Genomic DNA, 24399 nt, shown 5'->3' with positions numbered 1-24399 from the left:
GGCTTTCCTTGACCAATCTAACGAACGAATCAGTTCGTTTGTTTATGATTTCCGTATGAGAACTGCAACCGAGCTGCGCGGCGAGATCCTGGCGGCCGCCCGCACCGAGTTCGCGGCGTACGGTTTGGCCGGCGCCCGGATCGATCGCATCGCCAGTGCGGCAAACGCCAGCAAGGAGCGTCTCTACGCACACTTCGGGGACAAGGAAGCGTTGTTTCGCCTGGTGGTGGCCGCCGATGGGGCCGCTTTTTTCACCACCGTGACATTGCGGTCGGACGCGGTTCCGGAGTTTGTCGGCGACATCTTCGACCTTGCCCGCGAGCATCCGGAGCATCTGCGCATGATCACCTGGGCTCGGTTGGAGGGTGTTTGGCTCGACGAGCCCAGTTCCAGCGGTTTCGACATCCCCGGTCGTGAAGTGAGGGCAATCGAGGATGCTCAGGCCGACGGGCACGTCGATCCGCGCTGGGAGCCAATGGAACTGCTGGTGATGTTGTTCGGCATCGCCATGGCGTGGGCCCACTGGCCGGTGCCGGATGACAACCAGGACGACGCGGTCGTCGCGTCGCGTCGCGCTGCGGCCGTCGAGGCCGCTGCCAGAATCATCGCCCCCGGCAGTGCTGCGCCTACCTAGCATCTGCCGGGAAGTGCTGTTGGACAGCTGATTCCGTGACGTTCACAGTTGCTACTGAACTGCGCAGAGCCCGCGCACAGGTTCATTCGGCAAGGTGGATCTGCGGCCTCAAGCTTCTTTGCCGAATTGGATCGACGAAAGGTGGCACTATGCCGGACAACACCGGCGGTACAGCGAGCTCCCTCGAGAAGGGCGGCCGAATCGAGCAACTCGAGCGCTGGATACTCGAACTCGCCCGAAAGTGGGAATATGTCCGTCCGATCTACAAACCCTACGTGGAGGGGCTGGAGAACCTACCGGCCGACGGACGATTCCTGTTGGTAGGCAACCACACTGCCACCGCATCGACGGAGATCCTGCTGGTTCCCTACGAAGTGCATCGACAGATCGGCCACAAGGTGCGCCCGCTGACCGATCGGCATTTCGGACGGATCAAGGGTTTGCACGCCGACGTGCTCGAGGCGGCCGGCGCGATCATCGGTACGCCGGACGGTACTCGTGAGCTCATGCGTGCCAACGAGCCGATCCTCGTATTCCCGGGTGGTGCGCGCGAGATCAGCAAGGGCAAGGACGAGTTGTACACCTTGTTGTGGGGTGACCGCGCGGGCTTTGCCCGGCTCGCGGTGGAGAACAACTACCCGATCGTCACTGCCGCTGTGGTCGGCGGTGACGACGTATACAAGATCCTCACCACCCGGCATGGCTGGTGGGGCAGGCTGAACAAGGCGGTCGCCAGCCTGACCGGTGCACGCCAGGACATGACCATCCAGTTGATGCGTGGGATCGGGCCGACGCTGCTGCCGCGGCCGCAGCGCCTCTACGCGCGGTTCTCCGAACCCATCGACACGACGAAACCGCAGGGAGTGTCATCGGAGGATTGGGTGGCCAAGGTTCGGGAAATGGCCAAGTCGTCCTTGGAGGCCGACCTGGCCGACCTACAGAGGATTCGCAGCACCGACCCGTTCCGGCATCTGACTCCATGGGCCTGGCGGTCGGCGGTCATGCCCCCAGCGGGGTAGCCGAGCTGATCTCCTAGTCGGCTTCGCCACGGTGGCTGGATTCAGTTTGGCTGGGGCACACCATCGGAACGACGAACTCCTCGAGCATCGCGCGCTCGTCGTCGGGGTCGCGGCCGGGGAAGATCAGCAGCGACGTCAGCACCCGAACCAGCCAGCGGGCGCGCCGGTGGACAACGTCCGGGTCGTCGGGGTGCAGTGACAAAAGGAAGCCTGACGTCAGCGCCTGGATGACCTCGGATTGCTCGGCCATCTCTGCACCCATGGGGCAGTCGGCGGCGGCGAACCACGACGAAAGCGCCGGGCTATCACGCACCAGTTTCATGGATTCGCTGAGCCCAGCCAGCAGTCGCTCGCGCGGGTCGGGGATCCCGCCCACCAGGTCGGTCATCTGTTCGTGCAGGCGATACGCTTCGCGGTGCACATACGCGGTGTGTAGCACGTCGCGATTCTCGAAATAGCGGTACAGCGTTGCTCTGGAACAGCCTGCGGCACGAGCGATGTCGTTCATCCCGACACCCCCGACGTCGCGGTTGGCGAATAGCTCGCCTGCGGCGTCGAGAATGCGGTCGGCGGCCACCTCGGCGCGTCGGGAACCCAGCCAGTCCCTGCCGGTCATCAGCTACCCACCCGGAACGGCACGGATAGCGGGCGACGCACGTAGCCGCCGCCGGCCCAACCGATCCCCGCCTCGTCTACCTCGAAATCCGGGCAGCGCGAGAGCAATTCGGTCAGGGCCACCCGGGCTTGCATGCGTGCGGCGGCCGCGCCGAGGCAGTGGTGGGCGCCGTGGCTGAATGTGAGGATGTTGCGCGGACGGCGGGTGACGTCGAGTTCGGCTGCGTCTGCGCCGTATTGGCGTTCGTCGCGGTTGGCCGAGCCGTACAGCAGCAACACCTTCCGTCCGGCCGGGATGGTCTTACCGTGCAACTCGACGTCGCAAGTGGTGGTTCGCGCCAGGCCTTGCACCGGGGAGGTGAGCCGCAGAAGTTCATCGACCGCGTCGGAGATCAGGTCCGGTTGGTCCACCAGCAGCCGGCGCTGGTCGGGACGCTGGGCGAGCAGCGGTACCGACCCGCCGAGCATGCCGGTGGTCGTGTCATTGCCGCCGGTAACCATCGTGAAGGTGAAGGCCAGCACCGACAGCGTGCCTGCGATGTCGCCGTCGGCACCGACCCCCGCGGCCACCAGGTGCGACACCGTGTCGTCTTCGGGTTCGCGCCGGCGCCGCTCGATGAGTTCGGTGAAGTAGCCCATCATCTGGCCCAACGCGTCGCCGAGCGTGGCCAGCGCGCCAGGACCGACGCTGTTGGCCGCCACGATCGCGTCGGTCCAGCCGTCGAATTGGTCGCGGTCCTGCTCGGGCACGCCCAGATAGTGGGCGACCACCATCGATGGCAGCGGCTTGAACAGCTCGGCGACGATATCGCCGCCGCCGTTGGCGCGGAGCCGCTCGATGCGCTTGACCACGAACTCCCGGACCTTGGGCTCGACGGCTTCGACCTGCCGGGGGGTGAACCCGCGCGACACCAGCTTGCGAAACTCGGTGTGCACCGGCGGGTCCTGCATCACCATCGGCGGGTTATCTTGCAAACCAATGAGTTCCAGCTCGTTGTAGTTGACGGTCAGGCCCTGGGCTGAGGAGAACGTCTCGTGGTCACGGGCGGCGGCGAAGATGTCGGCGTGCCGCGAGAGCACCCAATAATCATGGTCGGGGTTCTCCGGCACGACATGGTGGACGGGGTCGAGGTCACGCAGGGCCTGGTACATCGGCCAGCGATTGCCCCAGGTCTCGGCGGTGGCGAGCTCGAAGCGAGCCTCGGCTTTATGAGACATAACGGCAATCATGTCTTATGGATACGACGATGATTACAACTTGTCAATGTCTTGTACCGCCTCGGGTCCTTCGGCTACTCGTTCTCGCTACCCACGACGTGACGCGCCGTAGTCCTGCCGGTGAACTCGTCTTTTCCGCGGTACGCGAGCACGTCGTGCGTGGTAGCGTCGCCGCACACAGGCCCACGTCGGGCGGGTGAGGCGACCGCTGATGAAGCGCCGTCGCTGCCGCCCATTCCCCTCCTTCCGAAGGTGGGAACTCGACAGCCTGGCTGAGTGGGTGGTGTTGTGACGACGACTCTCGACATGGCGGCGGTCCTCGATGGACGCCCGCGCGACCGCGCCGGCCTGCTGGACATTCTGTGGGATATCCACCATCGGGAGGGCCACATCTCCGCCGATGCGGCCGACGGGGTCGCCGAGTGGCTCGGGCTGTCGGTCGAGGATGTTCTGGAGACCGCGACGTTCTATCACTTCTTCCACACCAAGCCGTCGGGTCGTTATCGAATCTATTTGAGTGACAATGTCATCGCGAAGACACGTGGCTATGACCGAGTGCGTGAGGCACTGGAACGCGAGACCGGGGCACGATTCGGCGGACCCGGCTCGACGGACTTCGGACTGTTCGACACCGCCTGCATTGGTCTGAGCGACCACGAGCCGTCCATGCTCATCGACGGCATCGTTTTCGCCGATCTGACGGCTGGGTCGGTCACCGAGATCATTCGGGGCCTTAAGAGCGGCCGGACACCGGCTCAGATCGCCAACCCCACCGGCATACCGGACGACGACCTGGCCTATGTCGAACGCCTGACGAGAACGGTGGTGTATACCTCCGGGCCGGTGTTCTTCGACGGTGACGACGACAGCGGTCGGCTGGTTGCGAGCTGCCTGGCGATGGCGCCCGAGGACGTTATCGCCACGATCACCCAGTCGGGCCTGCGCGGCCGCGGCGGCGCAGGCTTCCCCACCGGCAACAAGTGGAAGTTCTGCCGAGCAGCGGCCGGGGACGAGAAGTACATCATCTGCAACGCCGACGAAGGCGAGCCAGGAACCTTCAAGGACCGCGCGCTGCTGACCTACTCGCCGCGGGAGGTCTTCGCGGGCATGGCGATCGCCGCACACGCGGTCGGCGCGCGCGAGGGCATCCTCTATTTGCGGGCGGAATACGCCTACCTGCTGAATTATCTCGAACGCCATCTGGCGCAGTTGCGATCCGACGGTGTCCTCGGGGACAGGTTCGACATCCGGATCCAGTTGGGCGCGGGCGCCTACATCTGTGGTGATGAGTCGGCACTCATCGAATCCTGTGAGGGCAAGCGAGGGACGCCGCGCCTCAAGCCGCCCTTTCCGGTCGAGCAGGGCTTCCTCGGAAAGCCCACGGTGGTCAACAACGTCGAAACCTTCGCCGCGGCCAGCCGCATCATGGCCGAGGGCGCTGACTGGTTCGCGGCCATGGGTGTACCGGGATCGACCGGCACCCGGTTGCTCAGCGTCGCCGGCGATTGCGCGGCACCCGGCATCTACGAAGTCGAGTGGGGCATCACTCTGGCGCAGGTGCTGGACATGATCGGGGCCGATAATCCGCGAGCCGTGCAGATTAGTGGCCCGTCAGGGGAAATGCTGTCGGTGGCCGCCGACGCCGGCCGCCGGCTGGCCTACGACGATCTGTCCTGCAACGGCTCGTTCATGGTTTTCAACCACGACCGGGACCTGCTCGACATCGTCGGGGATTTCATGCAGTTCTTCGTCGACGAGTCGTGCGGCATCTGTGTGCCGTGTCGGGCGGGCAACGTGGTGCTGCGCCAGAAAGTCGGTCTGGTGGCTGCCGGGCGGGCCGCCGAGTCCGATCTCGACGATATGGTCGCGTGGGGCGGGATCGTCGCCAACACCAGCAGATGTGGGCTGGGCGCCACGTCCCCGAATCCGATCCTGACCACGCTGAAAAAGTTCCCCGAGATCTACCAGGCCCGGCTGCGTAAGCCCTCCGGCGCGCTGCTGCCATCGTTCGACGCATCGGCCGAACTCACCGCCCACGCCCAGGCTGTCGTCGAACTGACTGGGCGGGAGACGTTGTGACACTTGAGATCGAGATCGACGGCGTCACCGTGAGCGCGCAGGAGGGGGCAACGCTTATCGACGTCGCCGCACAGGCCGGCGTCTATATCCCGACACTGTGTAACCTGCCGCAGCACCCGGCCCTGGGCACCTGTCGAGCCTGTTCGGTCAAGGTCAACGGCGCGATGATGGCCGCGTGCACGGTCAGGGTCAGCGCCGGAATGCGGGTCGAGGTCGACGTTCCCGAGGCCGTGGACGCGCGCAAGGCGCTGGTCGAAATACTGTTTTCGGAGGGCAACCACAACTGTCCGAGCTGTGAGAAGTCGGGCCGGTGCACGTTGCAGGCCGTCGCCTACGAGGTCGATATGGAGGTGTCGCGTTTCCCCTATCAGTTCCCGCAGCGGGTGACCGACCATGCGTCGGAGGCTATTTGGCTCGAGCGTGACCGCTGCATCTTCTGCCAGCGATGTGTCGAGTTCATCCGGGATCGCGAGACCGGCAAGAAGATCTTCAGCATCAATGGCCGCGGTACCCATGCGCGCATCGACATCGACGTGGAACTGGCCGACAAGATGCCGCCGGAGCAGGTCGGCGAGGCGGTCGACATCTGCCCGGTCGGGGCGATCCTGAAGAAGGGGGTCGGCTACGACGAACCCATCGGCGAGCGCCGCTTCGAGATCGAATCGGTGCGCGACCAGGCTCTCGAACCATCACGGGAGCAGGTCCAGTGACGACGGGTGACGCCAACGAGATTGCCTCGCATGAACTTCCGGCCACGCCGCTTGATCCGGAGCTGGCTGCGCTGCGCGCCGGGAAGATCAAGGTCTCGATGATCAGCCTCTGTGGCTGCTGGGGGTGCAGCCTGTCCTTGCTCGACATCGACGAGCGGATGATCGGGCTGCTGGACAAGATCACCATCTTGCGGTCGTCGTTCACCGATATCAAACGCATTCCCGAACGGTGTGCGATCGGGTTCATCGAGGGTGGCGTGGCCAACGACGAGAACATCGAGACGCTGCGCCATTTCCGGGACAACTGCGACGTTCTCATCTCGGTCGGCGCCTGCGCTATCTGGGGCGGCGTCCCGGCACTGCGAAATCTGTTCGGGCTCAACGACTGTCTGGCCGAGGCATACGTCCATTCGTCGACCGCGGTGCCGGGTGCGGAACCGGTGGTGCCCTACGGTAAACACCTCCCGATCTTGACCAACAACGTCTATCCGTGCCATGAAGTCGTCCACATGGACTACTTCATCCCGGGCTGCCCGCCGAGCGCCGACACGATCCTCGACGTCCTCGAGGATCTGATCGAGGGCCGACCGGTCGCTCTGCCGACATCGCTCCGCCACTTCGACTAGGGGAACTCCTCACCATGGCAACGACGATCGTCATCGATCCGGTCACCCGCATCGAGGGACACGGAAAGGTCGTCATCGAAATCGACGACGACCACAACGTGACCGACGCCAGGCTGCACGTGGTGGAATTCCGTGGCTACGAGCGCTTTATCCAGGGCCATCCGTACTGGGAGGCACCGGTTCTCATGCAGCGGATCTGCGGGATCTGCTTCGTCAGCCACCATCTGGCCGGGGCGAAGGCCCTTGACGACATGGTCGGGGTGGGAACGCAGCTCACCCCGACCGCGGTGAAAATGCGTCGGCTGGGGCACTACGCGCAGATGCTCCAGTCTCATGTCACGGCCTACTTCTACCTCGTCGTGCCGGAGATGCTGTTCAGAATCGACGCCGCTCCGGAGAAACGCAACTTCATCGGGCTGATCGAGGCCAATCCTGAGCTCGTGAAACGCGTTGTCCGGCTGCGCAAATGGGGTCAGGAGGTCATCGAGGCGGTCTTCGGGAAACGTATGCACGGAATCTCGTCCGTCCCCGGCGGCGTGAACAAGAGCCTCACGCCCGCCGACGTGGACCGGTTTCTGCGCGGTGGCGACGGATTGTCGTCGGTCGACCAGGTCATCGAGGATGCTCAGCTCGGGTTGCAGATGTTCTACGACTTCCATGACCAGCATCGCGGTGAGGTCGATGCCTTCGCCAACGTGCCTGCGCTGAACATGGCTCTGGTCGATGACGACGGTAATGTCGACTATTACGACGGCCGGCTCAGGATCACCGATGACGATAAGAACGTCGTGCGGGAGTTCGATTACCGCGACTATCTCAACCACATCTCCGAGGCCGTCGAGACGTGGAGCTACATGAAGTTCCCCTACCTCACCGACCTGGGCCGCGACGCGGGGTCTGTCCGGGTGGGACCGCTGGCCCGGCTCAATGTCACCAAGACCCTCCCGACCCCGCTGGCTGCCGAAGCGCTGGAACGATTCCATGCCTACACCGGCGGACGCGCCAACACCATGACGCTGCACACCAATTGGGCTCGGACGATCGAGATCATCCATGCCGCCGAGGTAGTCAAGGACCTGCTCGGTGACCCGGACATCTGCAAGGACGACCTCGTGGTGGTACCGGGCGGGGACGCGTGGGTCGGTGAGGGTATCGGTGTGGTGGAGGCTCCCCGCGGCAGCCTGCTCCATCATTACCGCGCCGACCGGGAGGGGAACATCACCTTCGCTAACTTGATCGTCGCCACCACGCAGAACAACCAGGTACTCAACCGGACGGTGCGCAGCGTCGCCGAGGCGTACCTCGGCGGCAAGACCGAGATCACCGAGGGCATGATGAACGCGATCGAGGTGGGTATCCGTGCCTACGATCCCTGCTTGAGTTGTGCCACACACGCGTTGGGTCAGATGCCGCTGATCGTGTCTGTGGTGGATGGCAACGGGCGGGTGATCAATGAACAGACTCGGTGAGCTGCTCGACAGCCCCGACACTCTGATCTACGGCATCGGCAACGCCGGCCGTGAAGACGACGGACTGGGGTGGGCGTTCATCGACCGGCTCGAGGAGTGGCCGGACAAACTCGGGGCATGTCTGCGCCGGACCTACCAACTCAACCTCGAAGATGCCGATCTGATCAGCCGATACGCCCAGGTGTTGTTCGTCGACGCGACCAAGGACCCGGCGGTGGAATCTTTTGCCGTCAGCCGTCCCGAACCGGTGCTCGACTTCAGTTTCACCTCGCATGCGATGTCGGTCCCGACGATCCTGGCGACCGCTCAGCAGTGCTTCGAGCGCGTCCCGGACGCTTACCTGCTCGCGATTCGCGGCTATCAATGGGAGCTGCGACAAGGGCTGACCGGAGCCGCGGAACGCAACCTCGACAAGGCCTTGAGCGTGCTGTCGCCGCGGACCGCTAGATCACCGCGCCGGGATTGAGGATTCCGTCGGGGTCGAGCGCCGCCTTGATCCGGCGATTGAGCTCCATCGCCTCCGGCCCCAGCTGGCCTGCCAGCCAAGGCTTTTTGAGCCGGCCGACGCCATGTTCGCCGGTGATCGTTCCACCGAGCGACACCGCCAGATCCATGATTTCGCCGAACGCCTTCGCGGCGCGCTCGGTCATCGCGGGGTCGGCGGGGTCGTAGACGATCAGCGGGTGCGTGTTGCCGTCCCCGGCATGCGCGATCACCGAGATTGTCAGGTCGCGGTCAGCTGCGATCTTGGCCACCCCGCCGACCAACTCAGCCAGCGCAGGTAGTGGCACCCCGACATCCTCGAGCATCAACGAGCCCTTGGCCTCCACCGCCGGAATGGCGAACCTTCGTGCCGCCACGAACGCCTCTCCCTCGTCCGGGTCGGCGGTGGAAAAGCACTCGGTGGCACCGGCTTCGGTGAACACTCCGGCCATGTACTCGGCGTCCTGCGCACCGGTCGGTCCGCGGTCATCGGAGGCGGCGACCATCATCGCCGCCGCCGAACGGTCCAGTCCCATCCGCAACTTGTCCTCGACGGCGTTGATCGCGACCGCGTCCATGAACTCCAGCATCGAGGGCCGAATGCGGCTGGTGATCGTGAGTACGGCCGACGCGGCCGCCTCCACCGAATCGAACGTGGCCACCACGGTGCACGCCGAGGGCTGCGGTGGCAGCAGTCGCAGGGTCACCTCGGTGATGACTCCCAGGGTGCCCTCGCTGCCGACGAACAGCTTGGTCAGCGATAGTCCGGCCACGTCCTTGAGCCGCGGCCCACCCAGACGCACCGCGGTCCCGTCAGCCAGCACGACCTGCAGTCCGAGGACGTAATCGGTTGTCACGCCGTACTTTACGCAGCACAGTCCACCGGCGTTAGTGGCGATGTTGCCACCGATACTGCAGATCTCATACGACGACGGATCCGGGGGATACCACAGCCCGTGCTCCGCGACTGCCTTCTTCACCTCGGCATTGAGCAGCCCGGGCTGCACGACAGCGGTGCGGGTCACCGGGTCGACGGTGATGTCGCGCATCTTCTCCGTCGACAGCACGATCCCGCCGTTGACCGCTGTCGCCCCACCGGACAGCCCGGTGCCCGCCCCGCGCGGCACCACCGCGATGTGATTGTCCGAGGCCCAACGCAACACCGTCTGCACCTCTTCGGTGCGGGTGGGCCGGACCACCGCCACTGGTGTACCGGCGCCGGGATCGGCGGCGCGGTCCTGGCGGTAGGAGGCCACGATGTCGGGGTCGGTGATGACGACCCCGTCGGGCAGTTCGGCGGCCAGCCCGGCCACAGCGCTCACGGCCATTGCGCCATCCTAGGCGTGGGCCGTCTGCGGTTCGGGCTCGTCGTCCAGTTCGCGCAGGGCGGGCAGCCACGGACACAGCAGGCCGATCAGCAGAATCGGGACCGCCAGCACCAGGAATGTCACCTTCAGACCGAACGCGTCGACCAGTGGGCCGGCCAGCATGAACCCGATGGGACCTGCGGCGTAGGTCATCGATGTCATCACCCCGACCACCCGACCACGCAGCTGCTCGGGGGTGCGGTTCTGCATGATCGAGTTGTAGATCGGCCCGATCGGTCCGTAGACCAGGCCGACCACCGTGGCGAACGACAGGATCACCGGTAGCGGCGGCAGGAACCCGATGACGGCCACGGCGATGCCGAACGTCAGTACCGCCGTCAGCACGGTCCTGCGCTTGCTGGAGAACTTCGACAGCACCGTCCAGCTCAACGCCCCGATCAACCCGCCGATCGACAGTGCCATCAACACCCAACCCAGTTGGGCCGGTTCGTTGCGGTCGGTGAAGTACTTGGGGAAGAGCACGCTTTCCATCGGCAGGTACAGGCCGGTCACGGCCAGGTCGATGAGTCCGAGAGTGCGAAGCACCCGGTTGCGCCAGACAAACTTCAACCCTTCCAGGACACCGGAAACCACACTCTCGGGTAGCTTTTCGCGCGCCGGGCGTCCGGTGCCCTCGAGTCGCAGCACCGCCATCGTCAGGATTGCCAGCCCGAACAGCGCCGCGGTGGCCCACATCGTGTTGACCCCGCCGAGCGTCGCGATGAGCAGACCCCCGATGCCCGGCCCGGTGATGTAAGCCAGATTGAACACCGCCTCGTAGACGCTGTTGGTGTGATCCCGGGTCCACCCCGCCTTGGCGGCGGCCTCGGGCAGCATCGACTGTCGCGCGGTCATGCCGGCCGGATCGAAGAATGCGCCCAGCGCGGCCAGAGCGGCCAGGACGAGCGTGTTCAGCACATCGGTGCCGAAGACGATGGCCAGTATCGGGATCGCCGTGACCGCGGCGGCCGACAGGGCATCGGAGAGCATCGCGACCCGACGCCGGCCGATGAAGTCGACGGCGGCGCCGGCGATGAGCGTGGCGAACAGTAGTGGCAGGGTCGCCGCGCCCGCGACGATCGAGGCGTCCACCGCGCTGCCGGTGCGCTGCAGCACCAGCCACGGGAACGCGACCATCGAGATCCCGTTGGCGCCTGCGGCCAGGAACGTCGAAGACAGGATCAGCAGCGCGGGAAGGCGCGTGTTGGCCACTGAGAGAGCCTAGTTCCCGGCGATTTCGGCGCGCGAACCGCCGCTAGCGATCGTTTCCGCGCCGAAATCACATGCCCTCTCGCGAAGAGCCGTGCACACGGGCACAGTGGACCGGTGACCCCCTATGCCCATCCGCGTACCGGGATGCTGTTCGAGTCGCCGGTCGCGCCGGGGACGGGCTGGCCGGGTGACCCCGCGACGCCCCACACTCCGGTGGCCACCGATCCGGGGCAGGTGGCCACGCTGGCCGCCACGGCGTGCGATCTGGCCAATCTGGATGCGCTGGTCAGCGTGTGCCGGGCATGCCCACGGCTGGTCGACTGGCGGGAAGAGGTGGCGGTCACCAAACGGCGTGCGTTCGCCGGTGAGCCGTACTGGGGCAGACCGATCACGGGGTGGGGCTCGGCGCAGCCGAAGATTCTGGTGCTGGGGCTGGCCCCGGCCGCCCACGGCGGTAATCGCACGGGGCGGGTCTTCACCGGCGATCGGTCGGGAGATCAACTGTTCGCCGCGCTGTACCGGGCCGGCTTGGTAAGCCAACCGACGAGTGTCGACGCCGCGGATGGCTTGAGCACCAACGACATCCGCATCGCCGCGGCAGTCCGGTGTGCGCCGCCGGCCAACAAACCGACGCCGGACGAGCGGTCGACGTGCGAGCCGTGGCTGGCCGCCGAGTGGGACATGATTGCCCCGTCGGTCCGGGTGATCGTCACCCTGGGCGGATTCGGCTGGCAGGCCGCCCTACGGCTGCTCGCCGACGACCTACCGGGCTCGGCCAAGCCGAAGTTTGGCCACGGAGTGGTCGTCGAGCTGCCGTCGGGTCGACAACTGCTGGGTTGCTATCACCCCAGCCAGCAGAACATGTTCACCGGACGGCTCACCCCGGCCATGCTCGACGACGTCTTCGCCGATGCCGCGAAGCGGGCCGGTCTGCGCGAGTGAGTGGGGAAGGCTGATGAGCCGGGAAGCAAGCAGCCGGCCGTATCGTTGAGGCTGCTATGCGGCTTTCTGTCCTCGACCTCGTTCCGGTACGCACCGACCAGACCACCGGAGACGCGCTGGCGGCCACCGTGCGGCTGGCGCAGACCGCCGACCGGCTGGGATTCACCCGGTACTGGGTGGCCGAACACCACAACATGCCCGCTGTCGCTGCCACCAGCCCACCGGTGATCCTCGCCTACCTGGCCGCCCAGACCACGCAGCTGCGGCTGGGTTCGGGTGGGGTGATGCTGCCCAACCATGCGCCGTTGGCCGTCGCCGAGCAGTTCGCGCTACTGGAGGCTGCCGCCCCCGGGCGCATCGATTTGGGCATCGGCCGGGCGCCCGGTTCCGATCCGGTGACGTCGATCATGCTGAGGGGCACTCGGGACGATTCCGACATCGAGAACTTCCCGCAGTACCTCGACGATGTCGCCGCGCTGATGAGCGCCCACGGCGTCCGGATCCCGATCCGCAACCAGGACTACATCCTCAAGGCCACCCCGGCGGCGGTTGAGGAGCCACGGCTGTGGCTGCTGGGTTCGTCGATGTACTCCGCGCATCTGGCCGCCGCCAAGGGGTTGCCCTACGTTTTCGCCCATCACTTTGCCGGGCAGGGCACCGTCGAGGCACTGGCGGCCTACCGGTCGGAGTTCCGGCCCAGCGATGTGGCCGCCGAGCCGGTGACGTTCATGACCGTCAACGCGGCGGTCGCACCCACACGGGCCGAGGCGGAGGCCCTGCTGCTGCCGAATCTGCAGATGATGGCGCGGCTGCGCACCGGGCAGCCTCTAGGCCCGCTTGACCTCGTCGAAGATGCCGCGGCACTGACCATGCACCCGCAGGCCGAGGCCGTGATCGCGGCCGGTCGCGCCATGGCCGTGGTGGGCTCGCCTGCCGAAGCCGCCGAGCAGGTCCGCGCGGTGGCCTTGGAGTTCGACGTCGACGAGGTGATGGTCAACCCCGTCGCCTCGGCGCATCGCGGCACCGACCCCCGCACCGCGCCCGCGCGCGAGGCCACGCTGGAACTGCTGGCCAAAGAGCTGTTCTAACCGCGCCGAAACTGCAGTTGTTGTACGCGTTTCGCGAGCGGACGCGTAAACAAGTGCAGTCTGGGCGCAGCCGTCATGGCGTCAAGCGCACAACCGGGATAGGGCGCTTCGTTCCCTGCTGATAGGCGGTGTACCGGCCGCCGTTCGCCGAGTCGCAGAGTTGCCATAGCCGCGCATAGTCTGGATCGTCTGGTAGCAGGATGTGTGCGGTGACCGCCAAACGCCTTCTGCCGAGGTTGATCTCGATGTCCGGGTGCGCGCGCAGATTGTGATACCAGGCCGGGTTGCGGTCCGCACCGCCGTTGGATGCGACGATCAGATAGTCGTCGCCGTCGCGGTAGTACGCCAGCAGCATCGAGCGCGGCTCGCCGGTTTTCGCCCCGATGGTGTGCAACATCAACGAAGGTGGCACACCGGGCATCCGATGGCCGATCCACCCATTGCTGCGCCGATACACCGCATCGTGCGCCTTGACGAATCGCATCAATGCCTTGTGGTTAAGCGACGTCATGCCATCACTCTCATCCGGTCGTATCCAGTGCTTTGAGGGCATCGCGCACAATCCGGCCGGTGGCCTCGCGATCGGGATCGCGGCGCAGCAGCATCCCTTTGGCGAACGAGAGCTTGTCCCCGTCGCGCCGCGGGATCACGTGCAGGTGAATGTGGAAGACCGTTTGCATCGCCGACTTGCCGTCGTTGATGGCGATGTTGTTCCCGGTCGCGCCCAACTCTGAGGCCCGGGTGGCCTGCGCGATTCGCTGGCCGACGGACAGCATTCCGGCCAGGGTCTCGGCCGGCGTATCTGTCAGATCGACGCTGTGCCGCTTGGGTACGACCAGCGTGTGGCCGCGGGTGAACGGGCGGATGTCGAGAATGCCCAGGAAGTCGTCGTCCTCGTAGACGCGGATGGCCGGCGCCGTACCGGCGACGATCTCGCAGAACACGCATGCCATCTCGTCACCGTAGCGCCCAGCGCTACGCTGCGGCAGATGGACTCCACCGACATTGCCTTCGCCGGTGCCGCCGAGCAGGCGCGCATGCTCGTCAACGGCACGATCACCGCCCCGGCACTCTTGGAGCTCTATCTCGAGCGGATAGCCCGCGTGGATCGGGAGTTGCGTTCCTATCGCGTCGTCTTCACCGAGAGCGCGCGGCGCGAAGCCGCGGCCGCACAGGAACTGCTCGACGCCGGTGAACGCAAGCCCCTGCTGGGGGTTCCGATCGCGATCAAGGACGACGTCGATGTCGCCGACGAGTTCACCTGCTACGGCAGCAGCGCCTACGGATTGGCGCCGACGGCCGACGCCGAGGTGGTGCGCCGGCTGCGCGAGGCCGGTGCGGTGATCCTGGGCAAGACGGCGGTTCCGGAGATGATGCTGTGGCCCTTCACCGAGACCGTCGCGTTCGGCGCCACGCACAATCCGTGGGATCTGGCCCGCACACCCGGTGGCAGCAGCGGTGGCAGTGGGGCAGCGGTGGCTGCGGGTTTGGCGCCGATGGCGCTGGGCTCCGATGGTGCCGGATCTATTCGGATCCCGTCCACCTGGTGCGGTCTCTTCGGTCTCAAGCCGCAGCGTGACCGGGTGCCAATAGCCCCGCACGACGACGCCTGGTGCGGGCTGTCCGTCAACGGCCCGATGACCCGCACGGTGGAGGACGCCGCATTGTTCCTCGATGCGACGACGGCCCAACCCGCTCCGTCGGGCGGGTTCGTCGCAGCCGCCAACCGCGAACCGGGCAGGCTGCGAATTGCGTTGAGCACCAAGATCCCGCCGACGTTGGTCGGCCGCATCGGGTCCGCTCAGCAGAAGGCGCTGGACGGAGCCGAGACGCTGCTGCGCGACCTGGGCCATGAGGTCCTCTGGCGCGACCCCGATTACCCGGCATGGGCCGTCTACGGTCATCTGCTGCCACGGATGTGGCGCGGCGCCTACCAGGATGTCACCGCGTTGCCCCACCGCGAGCGGCTCGAGCCCAGAACGAAAGGCATTGCCCGCCTGGGCCGGTTGATCTCCGATGCCCAGATCGCGCGGGTGCGGGCCGCCGAACCGGCGTTGAACGCACGGGTGCAGTCGATTTTCGACGACGTCGACGTGGTGATCACTCCCGGAACCGCGTTGGGGCCGTCACGGATCGGTCAGTACCAGCACCGCGGTGGGGTGTCCACGTTGGCCATGGTGGCCTCCCGGGTTCCGTTCCTCGGCATGTTCAACGCCACCGGCCAGCCCGCCGCGGTCGTCCCGTGGGGACTGGACAACGATGGAGTCCCGGTCTCGATACAACTGGTTGGCCGGCCCTCCGATGAGGCGACGCTGTTGTCGTTGAGCCACCAGATCGAGATCGCCCGCCCGTGGGCGCACCGCAGGCCGCCGGTGTCCTAGTCGGTGATCACCCGCCACGCCGCGAGTTTGTCTGCATAGCGCATGGTCTGTGCCGGACTCGTCGAGGGCAGTCGCACGTAGGTGCGGGGCACGTCCAATGTGACCAGCCGCATGAAGTTGCGTTCGGCGGCCGCACCGTTGAAGTACACGCGCTTGATCGAGGGGTGTTCGGCGAAGAAGGTCGCGAAGTCATTTGCCACCATGCTGTCTTGTTCGACGGCCGAATCGAGGCTGCCCGTTCGCCGGCAGTGTCTGAGTACGTCCCACACGGCGATGCCGCTCCTGCGAAGCGATGCGGCTCGCTGCGGATATGGATCGTCGGCGTCGAACCCGAATAGCTCAGCGACTAAGCGCCAGAACATGTTTCGTGGGTTGCCATAATACTCTCCGGTGGCCAATGACATGGCGCTGGGCATGTTGCCGAGGATCAGCGTGCCGGGGCGATTACCGGCTATCGGCGAAAACCCCTGCAATAGTGGCAACTTGGGCATCAGGGGAGATCAAGAAGCTCGTGTGTGTCGTGCATGTGGGTTGTTCACTCTCCTCGGTTGGCAGGGGGGATCCCCTCGCTGGCCGTCGGTAGCGCTGCAAGGTCCTCGGCTAGGCCGAGCAGGTGTCGGCGGGTCAGGTCCTCGGCTTCCCGTGGTTGGCGGTTGAGGATGGCGCTGACGAGCGCGGTGTGTTCGTCGGCGTCGTGTTGGTCGACGGGCATGAGTGTGAGGAGTTCGGTCATGCTGGCGATGAGGCGTTGCTGCATGCTGTCGAACAAGAACAGCAACAGCGTGTTGTGCGAGGCGGCGACGATTCGCCGGTGCAATCTGATGTCAGCGCTGGCGAGGTTGCTGGCTGTGTCATTGAGCAGGCCGTTGCGTTCGGCGAGCGCGTCACCGATCGCGGTGGCGTCGTCCTCGCGATGCCACTGCGCGGCCATGGCTGCGGCGCGCGATTCGATGGCAACCCTGACCTGCACCACTTCGGCGATCGCCGCTATCTGGGCGAGTCGGTCCCAGGGTTCATGGGGTGCGGTGGCGGTGAGGAAGACGCCGATGCCTTGGTGGGTGCTCAGCACTCCGCGTGCGGCAAGGAGTCGGATTGCTTCTCGGATGGTGGAGCGTCCGACGCGCAGTTCGGCGGCCAAAGCCATTTCCCCGGGGAGCTGGTCGCCGATTTGCCATCGTCCGCTGGCGATCTCGCTCAACAGCGATCGAGCCGCCTTCTCCGACAGCGGGATACGGGTCAGGGCCTCCACCGCCGTATCTCACTCCTCATTCAATCGCTTGTCTGACGACATGCTATCGGCAGCGGCTCTAGTCTCACCACGGGTCCGGTGCATCCGGTACATCTCGCGCACGGCAACTAACAGCGCGAATGCCGCGAAAACGATGCTCAGAACCCGCACGTCTAGCGCCAGGGCTGCCAGCGCTCCCACGATCGCGCCGGGTAGCGCCCCGATGTTCAAGATCACCCCGAGACGTTTATCGGCGGTGCCTTGTCGAGCGTGCACGACGGTGCCGACGATGGCGTTGGGGAAGAACATCAGCAGTGACGTGCCCTCAGCGGTGGGCAGGTCCGCGCCGTACAGCACCATCAGCACGGGGACGGCCAGCAGTCCTCCGCCCAGACCCATTCCCGCTGCCCATGCCCCGATGATGAAGCCGAGAACAAGCGAGGTGGGCACGGTGAACCACAGGTTTGCGATCAGCGAGGGCGGCACAATGGTCGCGCCTCGGAGCGATCCCACCCCCGCGGCGTCCAGCAGCAGTTTCGCGCCGGTTGCGAGCAAAATCGTCACGAACAGCCAACGCAGGAACCGGTGGGGGATACGCAAGATGAGCTTGGCGCCCAGAAACGCTCCCAGCGTCGCCCCGACGACCAATCCCATCCCGGCGCGGAAGTCGATGGAGCCCCCGGCCAATGCGAACGTCGCAGCGCCGACACCGGTTACGGCGATGTTGGCCGCTCCCGCCGTTCCGTGCAGCGACGGTCTTGACAGGGCAGCCACTTTCTCCAGGGCGGGGACGTAGAAGACACCGCTTCCTCCGCCCAACAGGCCACCGATGACTCCACCGGTGAATCCGATCCCCAGTTCGGCCTTGGTCTTGGCGGTCGAGGCGGAACCCGTCGTGTCGGCGGTTGCTTTCGGTCGCTTGCTTCCTATTGATCGCGTGCTCACGCGAGCCAAAGTAGCACATGTCAGACAAGTAAATGTCTGAGGTGAGGCGAGCGGAATATGTCATGGGACCGATCGCCTCGTGCCGTAAACAGTCTTCGTTGAGGCGCGTCACCTCGATGTGCAGGAGCCGCCGACCTAGACGACCAGGCCCACGGTGGGGGCTGGCCCCGGTATACGTTGGGTCAGTGACCGACACCGTCGACCCGGAGGCGTCCGGGCTGCTCGACGGATTGACCGGCGATGCCCGAGCCCAGCGGGCGGAGTTGATCCCGTGGCTGCTGGAGCAGGGCATCTCGGTCGAGGAGATCCAGGCTTCGTTCGCGCCGATGCTGCTGCCGGGCCGCCGCACCCTCGGCGATGACGGCACCCGGCTGTCGGTCCGGCAGATCAGCGAGCGGACCGGCCTCGATGTCGACCAGCTCATGCGATTCCTGAGGGCCAGCGGGCTGCCATCGGTCGAGGATCCTGACGCAGAGGTCTACCTGCGACCCGACGCCGAGACCGTCGTGCACATCAAGCGTTTCCTCGATCTGGGTTTTGATCCCGATCAGTTGCTCACCGTGGTTCGGGTGCTGGCAGAAGGGCTTTCGCACGCTGCCGAGGCGATTCGCTACACCGGGGTGGCGTCGACGATGCAGCGCGCGGGCACCACCGAACTCGAGATGGCCAAGGGTATGCGGGCATTGGTGAGCACTGCGGCCCCGCTGTTGGGGCCGATGATCCAGGACATGCTGATGCTGCAGTTGCGGCATGCGATGGAAACCGAGGCGGTCAATGCCAACGAACGGGCGGCCGGGGCGCCGCTGCCCGGGGCCCGTCTGGTGGCCGTCGCCTTCGCCGACCTCGTCGGGTTCACTCGGCTTGGCGAGACGGTCGCGCCTGAAGAACTCGAGCAGCTTGCCAACCGGCTGGCCGACGCGGCCCGCGATGTGGCCGTGCCCCCGGTGCGGTTCGTCAAGACGATCGGTGACGCGGTGATGATGGTGTCGACGAATACGGCAGCGCTGCTGGATGCGATGTTGACGCTCATCGAGGCCACCGAAGCCGACGAGGCATTGCCCCAATTGCGGGTGGGCGTGGCTTACGGGCCCGCGGTGAGTCGGGTGGGCGACTGGTTCGGCAGCCCGGTCAACCTGGCCAGCCGGGTCACCTCGGCCGCCCGGCCTGGATCGGTCCTGGTTGCGGAGGCGGCCCGCGAGAAGATCGGCGACGACGGTTCCTTCAGTTGGTCGTTCGCCAAGGCGCGCCGACTCAAAGGCATCCAGGGCGACGTCAAGCTCTTTCGCGCGCGTCGTGCCGACAAGCCCTGAGCGGTAACCGTTTCAGCGCCTGCGCTTGCGCACCATCGACCAGCCACCGAAGAGAAGTGCCGCGAGCAGCATCAGCACCGCCGTGGCGGACCCGAGCAGCCACCACACCAATGCGACAGCGGCCGCTGTCGGGATCCCCAGCACCACCGCCACCAGGGCGGGGTGCATGCGTGCCACGTCGCGTGCAGCCCGGACACGATCACGGTCGAGCTCGTTGCCTGCCATGCGGTCATTATCCGCACTCGCAGCGGGTTTGTAAGTGTTCGCCGTCAGAGAATGCGTGGTGAACACCACGTAATGATGTAATCATGTAATTCATGAAGCATCAGCACACGCACCGTCGGCCCGGTCGCCCCGGCGGCTGGCAACAGGCCGACCAGCCCGACGCCACCGATGCCGGCGAGTGGTTCGCCGGACGTCTCCCCGATGAATGGTTCGCTGGAGACCCCACGGTGATCGTCGACCGCGAGGAGATCACCGTCATCGGGCGCCTGCCCGACGCAGGCGAGAAGCCGGACAGTGAAGCACGCGCCTCCGGGCGGGCATCTCGGTTCCGCGAGGACACCCGTTCCGAGCGGATCCGTATCGCCGAGGAGGCCCAGGACAAGTACGGCCGCAAAGTCTCCTGGGGCGTAGAAATCGGAGCGGTAGGTTCCGACGGTCCGGAACGAATTCTGTTCACCCACATCGCCGTTCCGGTGATGACCCGCCTCAAGCAGCCTGAACGTCAGGTGCTCGACACCCTGGTCGATGCGGGCGTGGCCCGGTCCCGATCGGATGCACTCGCGTGGTGCGTACGTCTGGTCGGTGAGCATGCCGACGAGTGGCTGGCCAAGCTGCGTTCGGCGATGTCCGAGGTCGACGACCTGCGCGCCGAAGGCCCCGGGCTATAGGTCACCTCGTCATCGGCGATGAGACTGGAAAATTATTGGCGCGCTTCACTTTCAGTGTCCAAGGCGCGGATGGCGAGCCAGGCGGTCGCGCGGTCGTCGGGGTTCGCCATCGACATTCCGGTCAGCGCTTCGACCCGCTGGATTCGGCTGGTCAGCGTCTGGCGGTGAATTCCCAACCGGGTTGCGGCCGAACCCCATACACCATGTTCGGCCAAGTAGATCTCGAGCGTCCGGAGCAATGCGCCGTGCCGGCCCTCCTCATCTCGAAGTGGGTCGAGCACCGCTGCGATACGCGCTATGGGGCCGTCGCCCAGATTCTCCAGTACGTAGCTCACTGTTGCCAGCGAGCGATACCAGACGACCGGCCGGGCATCCACCACCGCCACTTCCAGCGCTTGGGTGGCTTCTGCTGCCGAGCGTGCCAGCATCTGCGCCTTGGCGGGGGAGCCCAGGCCCAGCCGAAGCGGCATGCGGGCATCGGTGCTCAGCCCTTCCACTATCGCCGCCAGGTCAGCGGCGCTTTCGTCGCGAATGAACCCGAGCACCTTGCCCCCTTGCTCGGCAACGATATGGATTGCCCCGAGATCGTCCAGCCAGCGGATTGCGAGGCGTTCTGGGTCGATGGCCCTCGATCGCGACGCCACCGCGAACGCGGTCAGCGATCGTTCGTGCACGCCCCACCGCCGCAGTAGCGCCGAAGCGTCCGAGCCACCCCGCAGCAAGGTCGCCAGCATCACCTCCCGGCCCAGCCGCTCGGTAGCGGGGTTGTCCGCGGTGCGGAGGAGGAGATCCAACAGGGCGGCCGCCTGCGATGCGAGGTCGCGACTGCGACTGGTCGGACCGCGGGCGCCGATGACCAGGTGGGCACTGATGTCCTCGCCTTGCCCGACCGGGTGAACCTGCAATCCCGTGTGCCGGACTCGCACCTGCCGGTGGAACGCCACGGCAACCGCATCCCGCACATGCAGACTTCCCGCCCCCGCGGTCGTGATGACCTCACCGCGCGCGTCGAGTAAGACTGCCCAGCCGTCGATTCGGTGAGCCATCTCCGCGACGACCGCGACCACGCCGCCGCGCCGGGCAACCTGTGTCAGGACCTTGGTACCCGTTGTGACACGGCGGTCTTCGGCGGCTTGATCGGCGGCGATCAGGGCGACCACGGTTGGGTAGACCACCTCGGCCGGGGTGCCCGGAACAAAGATCGCGCTGATCTGTGCCTCCGCCAGTCGCTGCACAAGGCGGGCTGGAGCCTCCGCTCCTGCCACCACGGCCACGCAGGTGGCCAGTGGCGCTAACCGTTCTTCGTTGTCGAGGGCCGCGGCAAACTCCGCAGGAGCGCCGATCACCAAACCGGCGAAACCGGGGGGACTGCCGACCACCAGCCGGTCGAGCGTGATTGCTTCCCCGACGGTGACACCGGCATCGACCGCACCGACGGCGAGTTCAGATCCGAGGAAGGCCGCCACGGCGCGCACGTCGTACGCCATCGGGGGAGTGTACAGAATGATGAAAATGCCGATCAAATCCACACATTTTCACAGTGACGGGGTGGTGGCTGGTTCCCTAACATTCGGTGCGTTCGCTGCACGTCGACACGCCGACAAGGAAATTTGTGAAAGCAATCGTCTTTCGAGACCAACACAGCCCCATCGAGCACACCGATGTCGACCTCGCCGGGCCGAAGGAGGGCGAAGTTCGAGTGCGGATCGCCGCGGCCGGCGTCTGTCACTCGGACCTGCACGTCAAGCGGGGCGACTGGGACGCGCCGGCGCCGCTGGTGATGGGCCATGAAGGGTCAGGGGTGGTTGTCGAGCTCGGTGAGGGCGTGACCTCGCTGGCTGTCGGCGACCATGTGGTGCTGTCCTGGGTGCCGCCGTGTGGTCAATGTCGCTATTGCCGATCCGGGCACGAAGCGCGCTGTCAGAAGGTGGCGACCATCGTGGGCCCGAAGGGCGTCCTGTTCGACGGCACATCGCGGCTGTCTCGCAATGGCACCCCGCTGCACCACTACCTGGGAGTCTCGTCTTTCGCTGAGGAGGTCGTGGTCCCGGCATCCGGCGCCGTCAAGGTCCGCGACGACGCCCCCCTGGATGTCATCGCTGTGGTCGGCTGCGCCGTCGCAACCGGAGTCGGTGCGGTACTGAACACCGCCGCGGTGGAACCGGGGGCGACCGTCGCGGTGATCGGTTGTGGCGGAGTAGGACTCAACGTCGCCCAGGGGGCCAAGCTGGCCGGTGCCGAGCGCATCATCGCGATCGATGTGCTGGCCGACAAGACCCGGCTCGCAATGCAATTCGGGGCCACCGACCGCATCGATGCGTCGCTCGGCGACGCCGTGGAGCAACTCTTCGCCCTCGTTCCCGACGGGGTCGACTATGCCTTCGACGCGTTCGGCCACACGAGCACCACCGAACAGGCCATTCAGATGCTCGGCCTGGGCGGAGCCGCGGTGATCGTGGGTCTGCCGCGGACCGGGGCCAAAGCGTCGTTCGAACCGCTGGTGCTGGCCGAGGCCGACCAGCGGATTCTCGGGTCCAACTATGGGTCGGTACGTCCCTCGATCGATATCCCGGCGTTGGTCGACCGGTACATGGACGGCCAGCTCAAACTCGACCCGCTGATCTGGGCCCGGCGCCCGTTGGCGGAAGCCGCCGCCGCCTTCGACGACCTGGAGTCCGGCGAAGCACTTCGTACCTTGCTCATCCCCTAACTCACCCCATCACCGAGAACTGCTGGAGCGTCCATCATGTCGAATACCACTGGCGCAGTAACGCCTACCGATGCGGGACTTCGCCACGGCGTCATGTCGGGTCCAGAACTCGCCGCCCAGGCCATCGCCAACATCGCACCGAGCGCGGTGATCGCCTTCACCGCCGCTGCGATCTACGTCAGCGCAGGTAACGGCACCGTGCTGTCCTTCGCACTTGCCACCGTGGTGATCTTGGCGGTCGGGTACTGCGTGGTGGTGTTCGCGCGCCGTAATGCGTCGGCCGGCTCTCTCTATACCTACGTCGCCAAGGGCCTCGGACCGTTCGGCGCCTACTTGGCCGGTGTGACCTTGCTGATCGGCTGTTGGGGCATCGCGGCGGGTTCGCTCGGCGGTGCGGTCTCCTACGCCAGCGACTTCCTGGTGCTGCTGGGCTTGCCGGCACAGGGCGTCGGCTGGCAAATCGCGCTCGCGATCGTTCTGGGCGGACTAGCCACGCTGTTCACGATTCGGGGAATCAGGTTGTCCGCGCGAGTGTCTCTGGTGCTCGAGCTCGTCTCGGTCACCATCATCACGATCCTGCTTGTCCTGGCTTTGGTGTGGGCGGGGCCGGCCGCCTGGGACCCGTCGCAGTTCTCCCTCAGCGGCGTCCCGATGCAGGGAGTCGCCGCGGGTATGGTCCTGGGCATTTTGGGCTTTGTCGGGTTCTCGTCCGCCGACGCGCTGGGCCGTGAAGCGCGCAATCCCTACACCGCGATCCCCAGGGCCATCATCTGGAGCGCGGTCGTGGTCGGCGTGTTGTACGTCTTCGCCGCCTACACACAGATCGCACTGCTGCACGACGGGCTGGCAAGCAGTGCAAGTCCGCTGCAGGACATCGCCACAATGATCGGCATGCCGTCCTGGTTCACACCGATTCTGACCTTCGGCGTGGGTGCATCGTTCTTCGCGGTCGTGGTGGCACCGCTGAACGTCGTCGGTCGGATCGTCTACGTGATGGGCAAGGAGGGTGTCGTCGCCGAGCGGTTCGGCCGCACGCACGAGGGGCATCTCACCCCGCACCGAGTACTGCTCATCGCCGGGCCGGCCGCCGTCGCGCTGGACATTGTGCTGCTGTGCCTCGGTGTCCATCCGATGGACATCGTGGTCTGGGTCGATACGTACGGGACCTACGGCTACATGGTTGCCTATGCACTGGTTGCCATTGCGTGCGTGGCTTACACCAAGCGCGCCGGCATGCCGAACCGGTTGGTGTGGACCGCGGCCATTGTCGCGGTGGTGGCGATGGCATATACCTTCTTCGCCAATGTCTACCCGGTGCCCGCGTTCCCGTTGAACGTCATTCCTTATCTCTTCCTCGCCACGGTGGCGGTCGCGCTGGCGTGGTTCTTCCGGGTCAAGCGGGTCAGGCCTGAGGTCATCGACCGTATCGGCCACACCGAGACCGACATCCTCGAAGGTGTCGGCTGATCC

General features: G+C 65.9%; 25 protein-coding genes. 14 read left to right on the top strand and 11 right to left on the bottom strand.

The window, feature by feature from the left end; translation table 11 throughout:
- Positions 1 to 55 precede the first annotated feature (55 nt).
- A complete protein-coding gene (locus G6N38_RS03850; protein ID WP_163746326.1) occupies positions 56 to 634 on the top strand; it encodes a TetR/AcrR family transcriptional regulator in 579 nt (192 codons plus the stop codon).
- 149 nt (positions 635 to 783) lie between these two features.
- On the top strand, positions 784 to 1653 hold the full coding sequence (locus G6N38_RS03845) for a lysophospholipid acyltransferase family protein (RefSeq protein WP_163746325.1): 870 nt from the start codon (positions 784 to 786) through the stop codon (positions 1651 to 1653).
- 13 nt (positions 1654 to 1666) lie between these two features.
- Here G6N38_RS03845 and G6N38_RS03840 read toward each other — a convergent pair whose 3' ends face one another.
- Positions 1667 to 2269 (bottom strand): TetR/AcrR family transcriptional regulator, encoded by a 603-nt coding sequence (locus G6N38_RS03840; RefSeq protein ID WP_163746324.1) that lies wholly within the window; start codon positions 2267 to 2269, stop codon positions 1667 to 1669.
- Entirely contained in the window at positions 2269 to 3498 is a 1230-nt protein-coding gene (locus G6N38_RS03835; protein ID WP_163746323.1) for a cytochrome P450, read from the bottom strand. Before G6N38_RS03835 ends, G6N38_RS03840 begins: the two co-directional genes overlap by 1 nt.
- 276 nt (positions 3499 to 3774) lie before the next feature.
- Between G6N38_RS03835 and G6N38_RS03830 the strand changes: the two genes are divergently transcribed.
- From G6N38_RS03830 to G6N38_RS03810, 5 genes are read left to right on the top strand one after another with little or no spacing between them, the layout of a single operon-like run.
- The gene (locus G6N38_RS03830; protein ID WP_281357883.1) at positions 3775 to 5565 is read left to right on the top strand and encodes an NAD(P)H-dependent oxidoreductase subunit E; all 1791 of its coding nucleotides are present in this window, start codon (positions 3775 to 3777) and stop codon (positions 5563 to 5565) included.
- On the top strand, positions 5562 to 6275 hold the full coding sequence (locus tag G6N38_RS03825; RefSeq protein ID WP_163746322.1) for a 2Fe-2S iron-sulfur cluster-binding protein: 714 nt from the start codon (positions 5562 to 5564) through the stop codon (positions 6273 to 6275). Before G6N38_RS03830 ends, G6N38_RS03825 begins: the two co-directional genes overlap by 4 nt.
- Positions 6272 to 6901, top strand: coding sequence for an NADH-quinone oxidoreductase subunit B family protein (locus G6N38_RS03820; protein ID WP_163746321.1), 630 nt, complete (start codon positions 6272 to 6274; stop codon positions 6899 to 6901). The genes G6N38_RS03825 and G6N38_RS03820 overlap by 4 nt, the downstream gene beginning before the upstream one ends.
- Positions 6902 to 6915: 14 nt before the next feature.
- Entirely contained in the window at positions 6916 to 8370 is a 1455-nt protein-coding gene (locus G6N38_RS03815; RefSeq protein ID WP_163746320.1) for a Ni/Fe hydrogenase subunit alpha, read from the top strand.
- A complete protein-coding gene (locus tag G6N38_RS03810; RefSeq protein ID WP_163746319.1) occupies positions 8354 to 8836 on the top strand; it encodes a hydrogenase maturation protease in 483 nt (160 codons plus the stop codon). Before G6N38_RS03815 ends, G6N38_RS03810 begins: the two co-directional genes overlap by 17 nt.
- Here G6N38_RS03810 and G6N38_RS03805 read toward each other — a convergent pair.
- Together G6N38_RS03805 and G6N38_RS03800 are read right to left on the bottom strand one after the other, a co-directional pair.
- The gene (locus G6N38_RS03805) at positions 8814 to 10181 is read right to left on the bottom strand and encodes an FAD-binding oxidoreductase (protein ID WP_163746318.1); all 1368 of its coding nucleotides are present in this window, start codon (positions 10179 to 10181) and stop codon (positions 8814 to 8816) included. The genes G6N38_RS03810 and G6N38_RS03805 overlap by 23 nt on opposite strands.
- Before the next feature lie 9 nt (positions 10182 to 10190).
- Positions 10191 to 11432: a multidrug efflux MFS transporter Tap gene (locus G6N38_RS03800; RefSeq protein ID WP_163746317.1), complete on the bottom strand. Its 1242-nt coding sequence runs from the start codon at positions 11430 to 11432 to the stop codon at positions 10191 to 10193.
- Positions 11433 to 11576: 144 nt separating this feature from the next.
- Between G6N38_RS03800 and G6N38_RS03795 the strand changes: the two genes are divergently transcribed.
- Together G6N38_RS03795 and G6N38_RS03790 are read left to right on the top strand one after the other, a co-directional pair.
- Complete coding sequence (locus G6N38_RS03795; protein ID WP_163751783.1) at positions 11577 to 12374, top strand: uracil-DNA glycosylase; 798 nt, start codon at positions 11577 to 11579, stop codon at positions 12372 to 12374.
- A gap of 56 nt (positions 12375 to 12430) precedes the next feature.
- A complete protein-coding gene (locus tag G6N38_RS03790; RefSeq protein WP_163746316.1) occupies positions 12431 to 13462 on the top strand; it encodes an LLM class flavin-dependent oxidoreductase in 1032 nt (343 codons plus the stop codon).
- 73 nt (positions 13463 to 13535) lie between these two features.
- On the opposite strand, the gene G6N38_RS03785 is transcribed toward G6N38_RS03790, so the two are convergent.
- Together G6N38_RS03785 and G6N38_RS03780 are read right to left on the bottom strand one after the other, a co-directional pair.
- Positions 13536 to 13973 (bottom strand): nitroreductase family deazaflavin-dependent oxidoreductase, encoded by a 438-nt coding sequence (locus G6N38_RS03785; protein ID WP_163746315.1) that lies wholly within the window; start codon positions 13971 to 13973, stop codon positions 13536 to 13538.
- A gap of 10 nt (positions 13974 to 13983) precedes the next feature.
- Complete coding sequence (locus tag G6N38_RS03780; protein WP_163746314.1) at positions 13984 to 14415, bottom strand: HIT family protein; 432 nt, start codon at positions 14413 to 14415, stop codon at positions 13984 to 13986.
- A gap of 36 nt (positions 14416 to 14451) precedes the next feature.
- Between G6N38_RS03780 and G6N38_RS03775 the strand changes: the two genes are divergently transcribed.
- A complete protein-coding gene (locus G6N38_RS03775; RefSeq protein WP_163746313.1) occupies positions 14452 to 15843 on the top strand; it encodes an amidase in 1392 nt (463 codons plus the stop codon).
- Here G6N38_RS03775 and G6N38_RS03770 read toward each other — a convergent pair.
- Genes G6N38_RS03770 through G6N38_RS03760 form a run of 3 tightly spaced genes read right to left on the bottom strand, consistent with a single transcriptional unit; the run spans position 15840 to position 18016 of the window.
- A complete protein-coding gene (locus tag G6N38_RS03770; protein ID WP_163746312.1) occupies positions 15840 to 16334 on the bottom strand; it encodes a DNA-deoxyinosine glycosylase in 495 nt (164 codons plus the stop codon). The two genes, G6N38_RS03775 and G6N38_RS03770, sit on opposite strands and share 4 nt — an antisense overlap.
- A gap of 44 nt (positions 16335 to 16378) precedes the next feature.
- Positions 16379 to 17092 carry a FadR/GntR family transcriptional regulator gene (locus G6N38_RS03765; protein WP_163746311.1) on the bottom strand — a complete coding sequence of 238 codons (714 nt, stop codon included), beginning with the start codon at positions 17090 to 17092 and terminating at the stop codon, positions 16379 to 16381.
- A 9-nt stretch (positions 17093 to 17101) separates the two neighbouring features.
- Entirely contained in the window at positions 17102 to 18016 is a 915-nt protein-coding gene (locus tag G6N38_RS03760) for a sulfite exporter TauE/SafE family protein (RefSeq protein ID WP_246227681.1), read from the bottom strand.
- A gap of 116 nt (positions 18017 to 18132) precedes the next feature.
- Here G6N38_RS03760 and G6N38_RS03755 point away from each other — a divergent pair, with 116 nt between their 5' ends.
- The gene (locus tag G6N38_RS03755) at positions 18133 to 19326 is read left to right on the top strand and encodes an adenylate/guanylate cyclase domain-containing protein (RefSeq protein ID WP_163751781.1); all 1194 of its coding nucleotides are present in this window, start codon (positions 18133 to 18135) and stop codon (positions 19324 to 19326) included.
- 12 nt (positions 19327 to 19338) lie between these two features.
- On the opposite strand, the gene G6N38_RS03750 is transcribed toward G6N38_RS03755, so the two are convergent.
- On the bottom strand, positions 19339 to 19551 hold the full coding sequence (locus tag G6N38_RS03750) for a hypothetical protein (RefSeq protein ID WP_163746310.1): 213 nt from the start codon (positions 19549 to 19551) through the stop codon (positions 19339 to 19341).
- Positions 19552 to 19643: 92 nt separating this feature from the next.
- Here G6N38_RS03750 and G6N38_RS03745 point away from each other — a divergent pair, with 92 nt between their 5' ends.
- Positions 19644 to 20219 carry an ATP-binding transcription factor AbmR gene (locus tag G6N38_RS03745; RefSeq protein WP_163746309.1) on the top strand — a complete coding sequence of 192 codons (576 nt, stop codon included), beginning with the start codon at positions 19644 to 19646 and terminating at the stop codon, positions 20217 to 20219.
- A gap of 32 nt (positions 20220 to 20251) precedes the next feature.
- On the opposite strand, the gene G6N38_RS03740 is transcribed toward G6N38_RS03745, so the two are convergent.
- A complete protein-coding gene (locus G6N38_RS03740) occupies positions 20252 to 21706 on the bottom strand; it encodes a PucR family transcriptional regulator (protein WP_163746308.1) in 1455 nt (484 codons plus the stop codon).
- A gap of 125 nt (positions 21707 to 21831) precedes the next feature.
- On the opposite strand from G6N38_RS03740, the gene G6N38_RS03735 reads away from it, so the two are divergent.
- Together G6N38_RS03735 and G6N38_RS03730 are read left to right on the top strand one after the other, a co-directional pair.
- The gene (locus G6N38_RS03735) at positions 21832 to 22929 is read left to right on the top strand and encodes an alcohol dehydrogenase catalytic domain-containing protein (protein ID WP_163746307.1); all 1098 of its coding nucleotides are present in this window, start codon (positions 21832 to 21834) and stop codon (positions 22927 to 22929) included.
- Positions 22930 to 22965: 36 nt separating this feature from the next.
- Positions 22966 to 24396, top strand: coding sequence for an APC family permease (locus G6N38_RS03730; protein ID WP_163746306.1), 1431 nt, complete (start codon positions 22966 to 22968; stop codon positions 24394 to 24396).
- Positions 24397 to 24399 lie beyond the last annotated feature (3 nt).

This window comes from Mycolicibacterium helvum, assembly GCF_010731895.1.
GTDB lineage: Bacteria > Actinomycetota > Actinomycetes > Mycobacteriales > Mycobacteriaceae > Mycobacterium > Mycobacterium helvum.
The sequence above is the reverse complement of the archived record's forward strand: the minus strand, read 5'-3'. Positions and strand labels throughout refer to the sequence as shown.